The organism is Acinetobacter sp. UBA6526 (genome assembly GCF_002434875.1).
Lineage (GTDB): Bacteria > Pseudomonadota > Gammaproteobacteria > Pseudomonadales > Moraxellaceae > Acinetobacter > Acinetobacter venetianus.
The window spans coordinates 1-826 of the sequence record NZ_DJLC01000242.1 but is presented as its reverse complement, the minus strand read 5'-3'; the positions used below and the strand labels follow the sequence as shown (position 1 = coordinate 826).

Annotated in this window: 2 protein-coding genes; both read left to right on the top strand. The window is 34.5% G+C overall.

Annotated elements, in window-relative coordinates; translation table 11 throughout:
• Positions 1 to 89: 89 nt before the first annotated feature.
• Positions 90 to 389: a hypothetical protein gene (locus B4237_RS16710; protein ID WP_286944029.1), complete on the top strand. Its 300-nt coding sequence runs from the start codon at positions 90 to 92 to the stop codon at positions 387 to 389.
• Positions 386 to 826, top strand: a 441-nt coding sequence (locus B4237_RS16705) for an ATP-dependent Clp protease proteolytic subunit (RefSeq protein ID WP_286944027.1), incomplete at its 3' end; no start/stop codon positions are given. The genes B4237_RS16710 and B4237_RS16705, both read left to right, overlap by 4 nt.

The following is an 826-nucleotide window of genomic DNA, read 5'->3' as shown; positions in this document are numbered from 1 at the left end:
AGAACACAAGTTTTTTCAGGTGAAACTATTCCACTTGAAATACAATAAACAAAAATTTTGTTTATCTCCAACGACGGAGGCAGCGAAAGTTGCCTCCGTTTTCTTTTTCTGTTTGTATTTACTTTGTGGCAATCAAAAGAAAACAGCTTGCAAAAATCTATGCTGCTAAATTTTTAGCTTGTAATGATGTATTATGGGTTGCCGAGGAACTATTTAGTATAATGGAAGAGAGTATGACTTATGACTCTTCTGCAAAGCAAGAGGTGACAAAAGAATTTTTAGTAGACATCATTGAAGTTATGTCTGCTGTCGATGAAGAATACACTCTTCAAATTACCGACGAATATCTTAAACTTGCTTTAGAATCTAAAACTGGAAATAAAAAATGAAAGATATATTTTGGATGGCGGATCAATTTGATGCTGCCCGAGGTGATGATGAATCAAATGGTTCTGACGACAATAATATAGTGTCTGCACAAGATAACAATATTTATTTTTACTCTGAGGTTAGTAGACCAAAAGTTTTGTCATTAAATAAAAGTCTAACCAGAGTTTCAAATAGTATTAAAAATCGCTCTAATGTTTTAGAAGCAGAAGATATTCCAATAAAGCTTCATATCTGTAGTTACGGAGGCTCTGTATTTTCAGGATTTGCAGCAGTTGATTATATCGCTGGCTGTAAAGTCCCAGTTCACTCATATATCGATGGATGTGCTGCATCTGCTGCTACACTCATGAGTGTTGTGGCGGAAAAAAGATATATTCACAAAAACTCATTTATGTTAATTCATCAACTTTCGTCTGGTATGTGGGGCAACTATGAA